This is a genomic window from Streptomyces ureilyticus, assembly GCF_011045025.1.
GTDB classification, from domain to species: domain Bacteria; phylum Actinomycetota; class Actinomycetes; order Streptomycetales; family Streptomycetaceae; genus Streptomyces; species Streptomyces ureilyticus.
This window is the reverse complement of the sequence record NZ_JAAKZX010000076.1, coordinates 1-8,894: the sequence shown is the minus strand read 5'-3', so window position 1 is coordinate 8,894 and position 8,894 is coordinate 1. Positions and strand designations below refer to the sequence as shown.

At 71.6% G+C, this 8,894-nt stretch carries 7 protein-coding genes; 3 read left to right on the top strand and 4 right to left on the bottom strand.

Annotated features, from left to right (window positions below; all coding sequences use genetic code 11):
• Position 1: 1 nt before the first annotated feature.
• The 4 genes from G6048_RS23275 to G6048_RS23260 all read right to left on the bottom strand — a co-directional run bounded on the left by G6048_RS23275 (position 2) and on the right by G6048_RS23260 (position 5,583).
• On the bottom strand, positions 2-286 hold the full coding sequence (locus G6048_RS23275) for an acyl carrier protein (protein WP_165341535.1): 285 nt from the start codon (positions 284-286) through the stop codon (positions 2-4).
• Positions 287-440: 154 nt separating this feature from the next.
• Complete coding sequence (locus G6048_RS23270) at positions 441-2,168, bottom strand: acyl-CoA dehydrogenase (RefSeq protein ID WP_165341534.1); 1,728 nt, start codon at positions 2,166-2,168, stop codon at positions 441-443.
• A complete protein-coding gene (locus G6048_RS23265) occupies positions 2,165-3,829 on the bottom strand; it encodes an acyl-CoA dehydrogenase family protein (protein WP_165341533.1) in 1,665 nt (554 codons plus the stop codon). The genes G6048_RS23270 and G6048_RS23265 overlap by 4 nt, the downstream gene beginning before the upstream one ends.
• Positions 3,826-5,583 (bottom strand): fatty acyl-AMP ligase, encoded by a 1,758-nt coding sequence (locus tag G6048_RS23260; protein ID WP_165341532.1) that lies wholly within the window; start codon positions 5,581-5,583, stop codon positions 3,826-3,828. The genes G6048_RS23265 and G6048_RS23260 overlap by 4 nt, the downstream gene beginning before the upstream one ends.
• A gap of 139 nt (positions 5,584-5,722) precedes the next feature.
• On the opposite strand from G6048_RS23260, the gene G6048_RS23255 reads away from it, so the two are divergent.
• Genes G6048_RS23255 through G6048_RS23245 form a run of 3 tightly spaced genes read left to right on the top strand, consistent with a single transcriptional unit; the run spans position 5,723 to position 8,780 of the window.
• Positions 5,723-6,709: an ABC transporter ATP-binding protein gene (locus G6048_RS23255; RefSeq protein WP_328826745.1), complete on the top strand. Its 987-nt coding sequence runs from the start codon at positions 5,723-5,725 to the stop codon at positions 6,707-6,709.
• A complete protein-coding gene (locus G6048_RS23250) occupies positions 6,706-7,617 on the top strand; it encodes an ABC transporter permease (protein ID WP_165341531.1) in 912 nt (303 codons plus the stop codon). The genes G6048_RS23255 and G6048_RS23250 overlap by 4 nt, the downstream gene beginning before the upstream one ends.
• Before the next feature lie 50 nt (positions 7,618-7,667).
• Positions 7,668-8,780: an LLM class F420-dependent oxidoreductase gene (locus G6048_RS23245; protein ID WP_206342027.1), complete on the top strand. Its 1,113-nt coding sequence runs from the start codon at positions 7,668-7,670 to the stop codon at positions 8,778-8,780.
• The last annotated feature ends 114 nt before the right edge of the window (positions 8,781-8,894 follow it).

Genomic DNA, 8,894 nt, shown 5'->3' with positions numbered 1-8,894 from the left:
GTCAGACCCCCTTCACGCCCGTGTCATCCACCGTCGGCTGCTGCCCGAGCAGCTCCCCGAGGACCTTGGCGAGCGCGTCGATCGTCGGGTGGTCCCAGGTCAGCGCGTCGTCGACGGTCACCTCGAACTCGTCCTCGATGTCGGCGGTGATGGCCAGCGCCGTCAGCGAGTCCAGGCCGTAGTCGGCCAGCGGCACGGAGGTGTCGATGCCCTGCGGCGAACGGCGCAGGTAGGTCGCCACGCGCTCGGTCAGCCAGGTGCGGACGTCTCGGGAGCCAGCGGTCATGGGGGTCTTCCTTCTTGGGGGGAGGGGCGGAGATATGAGGGCCAGGCGTACGGAGACCGGGCTGGGCTCGGCGAGTTGCGTACGGTGGTGAGCGGGCCCGACGACGGGCTTACGACGGTGTCGGCGCCGCACGGTCATGCGGAGGACCGCGTGCTCAGACGGTCAGCGCGCGTCCGGTCAGTCCGAACGAGCGTCTGTCGCCGCGCCGGTGACACAGCTCGGTGAAGAGGGCGTCCTCGACCGGGCCGGGCAGCGGACCGGGCTTGCGCGGGCCGGGCGCCGAGCGGTGCAGGGCCGCGCGGAGCCAGGCGGGGCCGGCCAGGAAGGTGCCGGGTTCGGCGTGCCGCCAGACTTCGATACAGGCGGTGCGGGCCAGGAGGCGCACGTACCGGGTGACGAGGTCGTAGTGCTCGGGGCGGGCGTCGACACCGAGGTCCACCGGCGCCAACGGGACACATTCGGCGGCGAGTTCGATCAGCTCGGCCCGGTCGGCCTCGACGGCGGCACGCAGGTCGGCGTGCTCGGGCGACCAGGGCGCGTCGGCCAGGGCGTGCAGCGATCCGGCGACGGCGTCGCGGCCCGCAGCGTGCAGGGCCAGCTTGTCGAACGGCAGCGGCGGCAGGGCGGCGCCGAGCGCGTACAGGTCGCCGGGCGCCTCGGCACCGGGCTTGGACCACGATCTCCGGGCCAGCAGCGGCAGTTGGGGCAGCAGGCTCATCTGGCAGGCGGCGCGCGCGATGTGTCCGAAGCCGACCGGGGCGAGATCGCGGAACAGCTTCTGGAACAGCGCGGTCGGCCCCTGGCGCAGATAGAAGTGCGCGCCGAGCAGCTCCGCCAGCCGGTCCATGGCCCGAAGGAGCAGCCGGGCCACCTCGAACTTCACCGCCGAGGAGTACACGCTCGTCTGCCCCGGCAGCAGGTGCAGCGCGCGGGTGCCGACGGCGCCGAACGCCTCGGCGCGCAGCAGGTCGGCGAAGACGTCGGTCAGCTGCGAGCGGACGTAGGGCAGGTCCGTGGCCAGGCCGCCATACAGCTGACGTTCCGTCAAGTGTTCGACGGCGATGCGCAGTCCGGTGTCGAGGATGCCGCTCATCATGGCGGGCAGCACCGTGCGGGTGACCTGGAAGGCTTTCAGGGCGCTCTCCAGGCCCGAGCCGACGGGGCCGAGGATCGCGGAGGTGGGCACCGGCAACTCGTCGACACCGATGCCGCCGAGCTGGACGCCGCGCATGCCGACGGTGGTGAAGCGCGGCAGGTCGGTCAGGCGGGCCGGGTCGGCGCTCGCGCGGTCGACGAGCACCAGGGAGTGGCTGCGCTGGCCCGGTCGCGGGTCGCTGCGGGCGAGCACCACCAGCGCGTCCGCGCGCCGGAGGTTGGTGACGACTTCCTTGCGCCCGCTCAGCAGCAGGCCGTCCGCCGCGGCGGTCGCGGCTAACTCCATGCCTGCCATGTCGTTGCCGTGCGCCAGCTCGTGGAAGGCGACGGCGATACGGCGGCCGTCGAGCAGCGTCCGGGCGGCGAACGCGGTCTGCACCGCGTCCCCGGCCGTCCACAGCGTGACGCCCGCGATGAGCGAGCTGGCGCCGTAGCCGAGGCCGAGGGCGGGGTCCCGGCGGTAGAGGCCGCGCATGACCTCGACGAGGTGGTCGGCCCGGTCGAGCCGTCCGCCGTGCTCGGGCGGCACGAACTCCGCGTTCAGGCCGTAGTCGTGGAGCAGCGCCTCCCCGGCGGGGAGCATTTCGGCCCGTTCGTCGGCGTCGAGGATCGCGGCGGCGCCGGTGGGGTTGGCGGGGTCGCCGAGGGCGCCGAGCAGGTGTTCCAGTTCGTCGGCGCGCTTCGGGGCGAGGCCTTCGGCCGGTGCTCCGTGGGTGTGGGGGTTCACTCGGTACCTCCCAGGAGGGTGAACTCCGGGGCGTTCCAGTCGAGGAGTACGGCGGCCATGGCGTCCGAGACAGCATTGTCGTCGGCGCCGAGCAGGGCGGTGAGGCAGGCTCTGGGCCACAGCGCGTCGGCGCCCAGCGGCCCGGTGCGCAGGCCCGGGTTCTCCAGCCACAGCAGGAGGCAGGCGGCGGCCGCGTAGGCGCGCTCGTAGCGTTCGGCCAGCTCGAAGGCGGTGCTGGGCAGGCCGCCCGCAACCGGCACGAAGGCGGCCGACTCCTTTTCGAGCAGGGTCAGTTCGTCGAGCAGGGGCGTGGTCAGCGCGGCCAGTTCCGGCGGGCCTTCACATCGGATGCGGTCCACCGTGTCGGGCATGGCCTGTACGGCGCTGCATCCCGTGACGGACAGCAGGGAGAGGCAGTCCCGGTCGCAGGGCGGCAGCGGAGCGCCGAGGTCCGCGGCGGCCCGCAGGCCGTCGAGGTCGGCCCTGTGGCGGCTCAACTGCCGTACGAGGCGGGGCAGCTGGTTGAGCAGGGCGGCTCGGTTGACCACCGTACTGCCGTCGAAGACCGGGCAGATCCGGTGATCGCGTTCCAGCTTGGCGAAGCCACTGCCGGGCGGGGAGGTGAGGAAGCCGCGTACGCCGAGGAGTTCACCGAGGGTGGTGAGCGTCTCCTGGGTGAGGCTCGGGACGTACGCCTTGGCGATCGGGGAGACGACGCTCAGCTCGCCGGGCAGGGAGTGTGCCGAGCGGGCGGCGAGCAGGCTCACCGCCTCGGCGAGCAGTGCGGAGGTGGCGGCCCGGCCGAGGACGCGCCGTACGTGAGGGACGTCGGCCAGTCGGCGGCCGTACAGTTCGCGGCCGGTGGCGAAGTCCCGGGCCAGCCGCAGCGCGTGGTCGGCGGCGCCGAGGGAGAGCGCGCCGGCCAGGATACGGGTGAGCTGGAGGGACTTGAGGACGATCGGGATGCCGTCGCCCTCCGCGCCGATGAGCGCGGCCGCGGGGACCCGGGCACCGTCGAGGGCGAACCCGCTGATGTCGGCGCCGCGGACGCCGTGGGTGCGGACCTTGGGGAGGGTACGCCAACTGCCCTCTGGCAGCTGCCCCTTGTCGACGAGGAAGAGGCTGAAGCCGCGCCCGCCGCCCGCCGGGTCGGTGCGGGCGAGGACACAGGCGAGGGTGGAGCGGCCGGCGTTGTTGATGAGCCACTTCTCGCCGGCCAGCCGCCAGCCGCCGGGGTCGTCGGCCACCGCTGTCAGCTCGCCGGCGAGCAGGTCGGCCCCGTGCCCGCGTTCGGTCAGCCCCCAGCACACGATGTCCCCGGCGCGTACGCGCTCGGCCAGCCCGCTGATCTGCTCCGGCGTGCCGGCCACCCACGTCGGGGCGGCTCCGAGGAATGTCTTGCCGTGGGCGATCGCCACGGTCAGGTCCCGTCGGGAGACCGTACGCAACAGCCGTACGGTCTCGGGGAGTTCGACCCCGTCGGTCAGGACGTAGTGGGCGGCGAGCCCCGCCTCGTCGAGGACGCGGACCGCCTGGGCGGGGAACTCCTCGGCCTCGTCGAGCGAGGCGAGCGCTCCGGGCGCGAAGGCGTCGTCCGCAAAGTCCGCCGATCCGTTCTCGTATCCGGTGAGCAGGGCCTCGAGCTCGGTGGCCGTGGTCATCGCGCGCTCTCCCTCCGGCGGTCTTCGAGCGCGGACGTCAGCAGCGGATCCTCGCTGAGGAAGAGAGGCGCCAGCTGTCCCGTGACGTACAGCTCGCACATCGCCGAGCGCTGGATCTTGCCGCTGGTGGTGCGGCGGACCGAGCGCGGCCGGACCAGTGCGACAGCGCCGACCGGCACGCCGAACTCCCGGGCGATGGTCTGCTTCATCGCGGCGGCGAGCGGGCCAAGGCGTTCGTCGTCCGGCTGCCACCGGATCTCGTGGACGGCGACGATAGAGGGTTCGGCGTCCACGCCGTCGGTACCGCCGACCATGAACACCGCGCCGAGCATCCCGTCCAACTCGTCGTGCTGGGCCCGGAGTTCCTCCTCGATGTCGTGCGGGTACAAGTTGCGCCCGTGCACGACGAGGACGTCCTTGCGGCGGCCGGTGATATACAGGTCGCCGTCGAGCCATCCGCCGAGGTCGCCGGTGCGCAGGAACGGTCCGCGGCCGTCGGCCGTACGGGCGCGGAAGGTGGCCTCCGTGGCCTGCTCGTTGCCCCAGTAGCCCCCGGTCACGCAGGGGCCGCTGAGCCAGATCTCGCCAATGCGCCCGTCGGGCAGGACTTCCGCGGTGTCCGGGTCCACGATCACCGCGTCCGAGCCGCAGGCCGGCCCGCATCCGATGAGCGGGCGGGAGGGCTGCGTGGCGGCGGCCGGGGCGAGGATTCCCCGCTCCGCACCGGCCACGTCGACCGATGTCCGCACCGGCTCCCGGCCGGCGATGCCGGAGACCACCAGGGTCGCCTCCGCCAGGCCGTACATCGGGGCCATCGACTCGGGCCGGAAGCCCGCGGGACCGAAACGCTCCTGGAAGCGGTCCAGGGTGCCGGACCGGACCGGCTCGGAGCCGTTCACGGCGGCGGTGAGACGGGACAGGTCGAGTTCGGCGAGCTGCTCGTCGGTGACCCTGCGGACGCACATGTCGTATCCGAAGTCGGGCGAGCACGTGATGTTGACGTCGAGCGCGTCCATCATCCGCAGCCATTGGTACGGATTGCGCAGGAAGCTCAGGGAGTCCAGCTGCGCGTAGCCCCGGCCGATCAGGATGCCGGGCAGCATGAGGCCGATCAGCCCCATGTCGTGATACAGGGGAATCCACCCCCCTGCGCGCCCCGTCTCGCCCACGCCGGCCGCGTCGAAGAGGCGCTGCCCGTTGAGCATCAGGTTGCCGTGGCTGACCACGACTCCCTTGGGGTCGCCGGTCGATCCGGACGTGTACTGGAGCAGGGCCACCGTGTCCGGCGAGACCGTGGGCTCGGACCAGACGGCAGGGTCGCCGTCGCCGGAGTCCGTCATATGGAAGGCAAGGCCCGTGATGCCCGCGTCGGCGGCCCACTTCTCCAGGGTCGCCCGGTCCTCCTCCTGGGTCAGGAGCACCTTTACGCCCGCGTCCCGGGTGATGGCCGCAAGACGGCGGTGCTGGTGTGCGGAGCGGGCGGGCACCGGGGCGGGCACCGCGATGAGGCCCGCGTAGACGCAGCCGAAGAAGGCGGTGACGAATTCGAGTCCCGGCGAATACACCAGAAGCGCCCGGTCACCGGGGCTATAACGCTCCTGGAGCCACGCGGCTATGCGCCGGGCGTGAAGATCGAGGTCCGAATAGTTTCGACTGACACAGTTGAGTTCACTGGAGCCAGAAATGAAGAAGGCGGCCGGATCGTTGGGCGTATCGACTGCCCGTTTCCTGAGCGACGTTATTAATTCTCGCACGGCACCGACTGTAAGTGATCACGCTTATCGATTCGACCAGAAAAGCTTCAAGCAAACGCAAATCAACTCCAGCAAACGCAAAAAGATCTTTGACCTGGAATAGATCGACGCAGCTCATCACGCGACGTAGAACGGACTTGTGCATACGTCAGCCACGTCGGCCATCCTTATCCGGAACTTACAAAAGAAATACCAGGAGACCTACGCCTTACGCGGAGTTGAACTGAATGTTCACCCGGGAGAGGTCATGGCTCTACTGGGACCCAATGGCGCGGGAAAAACCACTCTGGTGAAAATCCTGACAACGTTACTCAGACCGGACGTCGGAGATGCCTTCGTGAACGGCTGGAATGTCGCGACGGAGCCGGAGAAGGCACGCGCCACGATCGGAATGGCCGGCCAGTATTCGACGGTCGACGGCATGCTCACCGGTTCGGAGAATCTGTATCTGATCGCGAAACTGCGCGGGCTGGGCCGCCGCACCGCGCGCCGTGTCGCCGACGATCTGCTGTCCCGCTTCCGCCTCACCGCCGCGGCCGGCCGCCCGGCCAGAACCTACTCCGGCGGCATGCGCCGCCGCCTCGATCTGGCCGCCGCCCTCATCGGCGCCCCGCCGCTGATCGTCCTGGACGAGCCCACCACCGGTCTTGACCCGGAGAGCAGGCTGGACACCTGGGAGGCGGTCGGCGAACTCGTCGACGACGGCACCACCATCCTGCTCACCACCCAGTATCTGGAGGAGGCCGACCGCCTCGCCGACCGGATCACGGTCATCGACCAGGGCCGGGTGGTGGCCGAGGGCACCAGCGACGAGCTGAAGGCCACGGCCGGCAACCGCCTCGTCCTGTACGTCGCCGAGGACCACGACCTCGCTCCCGCCACCCGGGCCGCCGCCCGCGCGACCGGCGCGACACCGACCGTCGACCGCCGGGCCCGCCGGGCCCGCCGGGTTGAGGCGGCCGTGACGGACGGCAGGGCGGCGCTCGGACGGGCGCTCGCGGCGCTGGACGAGGAGGGCGTGGACGTACTGGAGATCGGCCTCAACCGGTCCACCCTGGACGACGTGTTCCTCGGGCTGACCGGGAGCGCGACGCGGGCCGAGGCCCAGCCGGGAGGGACGCGATGAGCACCCCCGTCCGTACCGCGGACGCCGCTGCCGCGGCCGGCACCGGAGGCAACCGGGCCCCGGCAGCGGGCGGCGGCACCCGTCTTCCCCTCCCCGCCGGGCCCCGGCGCAACCCCGTGATCCGCGTCGCTGCCGAGAGCGCCGACCTGGCGCTACGCAACCTGTTACATCTGCGGCGCAGCCCGGGACTGCTCGTGTCCTCCCTGTTCGAGCCGGTCCTGTTCGCCCTGCTCATCGGGTACGTCTTCGGCAACAGCCTGGGCGGCTCGGCCTACCGCTCCTACCTGGTGGCCGGGCTGATCGCCCAGACGGTGGCCTTCACGACCTCGTTCACCACGGTCGGGCTCGCCCGGGACCTGGAGCAGGGGATGGTCGACCGGTTCCGCACCCTGCCGATCTCCCGGGTCGCCCTGCTGCTCGGCCGTACGACCTCCGACCTGACCAACTGCGTGGTGAGCGTCGCCGTCACCACCGCCTGCGGCCTGTTGATGGGCTGGCGCCCGCACACCGGCCCCCTCCATGCTGCCGCCGGGATCCTGCTGGTGCTGCTGTTCGCGTTCGCGATGGCGTGGATCGGCGTGTTCGTCGCCCTCCTCGCCCCGAACACCCAGGTGGCCAGCAGCCTCGGCCTGATCTGGCTGTTCCCCGCGACGTTCATCTCCTCCGGCTACGTCTCCAGCACCAGCCTCCCGGGGCCGCTGGCCACCGTCGCCGCCTGGAACCCGATCACCTCGCTCGCGGGCGCCCTGCGCAAGCTGTTCGGCAACACGCCCCCACCGCGCTTCCCCGCCCAGCACGGCTGGCCCGCCCAGCACCCCGCGCTCTACACCGTGGCCTGCTCGGTGCTCCTGATCGCCGTCTTCACCGCCCTCTCGACGTGGCGCTACCGCACCCGCACGAACCGCTGACCGCACCCGTGTCGCGAACCCGACGCGGGCCCCATGCACAGGAGTTACTCATGACCGCCCCCGCCCTGAGACTCGGCCTCAATCTCGGCTACTGGGTCGGCGGCAACGACGCCTCCAACGTCGCTCTCGCCCAACTCGCCGAGGAACTCGGCTACTCGGCGGTCTGGGTCTCCGAGGCATTCGGCTCGGACGCTGTGACGGTCCTGTCCTGGATCGCCTCCCGCACCACCCGCATCGACGTCGGCACCGCCGTCCTGCAGATCCCCGCCCGCTCCGCCGCCATGACGGCCATGACCGCCGCCACCCTCGACACCCTCTCCGGCGGCCGCCTCCGCCTCGGTCTGGGCGTCTCCGGCCCTCAGGTCTCGGAGGGCTGGCACGGCGTCAGGTTCACCGCACCCCTGGGCCGTACACGCGAATACGTCGACCTGGTGCGCCGCGCGCTGCGCCGCGAGCCCCTGGAGTACGAGGGAAAGCACTTCGCGCTCCCGCTACCCGACGGCCCGGGCAAGGCGCTCGCCCTGACCATCCGATCCCCGCGCGAACGCATCCCGGTGTACCTGGCCGCCCTCGGCCCGAAGAACCTGGAGCTGACGGGGGAGATCGCCGACGGCTGGCTGCCGGTGTTCTTCTCCCCCGCGCACGCGGAAAAGCAGCTTCAGTCGCTGCGGGCGGGGCTGGCGAAGTCCGGCCGCACGCTCGGCGCATCCGACGGCCCGGACGGCCCCGGCTTCGACATAGCGCCCTGTATCCCCCTGGTGACCGGCCCCGACTGGCGGGCCTGCGCCCGGCGCGTGCGTGGGTACGCCGCGCTGTATCTCGGCGGCATGGGCGGCCGCGAGGACAATCACTACACCCAGCTCGCCGAGCGCATGGGCTTCGGCCCCCAGGCCCGCGTCGTCCAGGAGAAGTTCCTGAACGGCGATTACCCGGGCGCCATGGCCGCCGTACCGCCGGAATTCCTGGACGCCACCTCGCTGCTCGGGCCGCGGGAGCGGATCGCCGAGCGGATGACCCAGTACGCCGAGACCGGCGTCACCACGCTCAACGTCATGCCGGTAGGTCCCGGGCTCCCGGGCCCGGACCGCGCGGCCGGGGCACTGCGCACGGCCGTGGCGGCGGCGGAAGTGGCCGGGCTGTTCGCACCGGCTCCCAACCACTAGGGGCTTCTGATGGATCTCCGTGGAAGAAGGAGCGGCGTTCGGTGCGTGCTCTGGGGGTCCCCCCGGCCGGAGGCTGGGGGGAGTGCCGGGCGGAAGTCCTCGATCTGTCTCTTA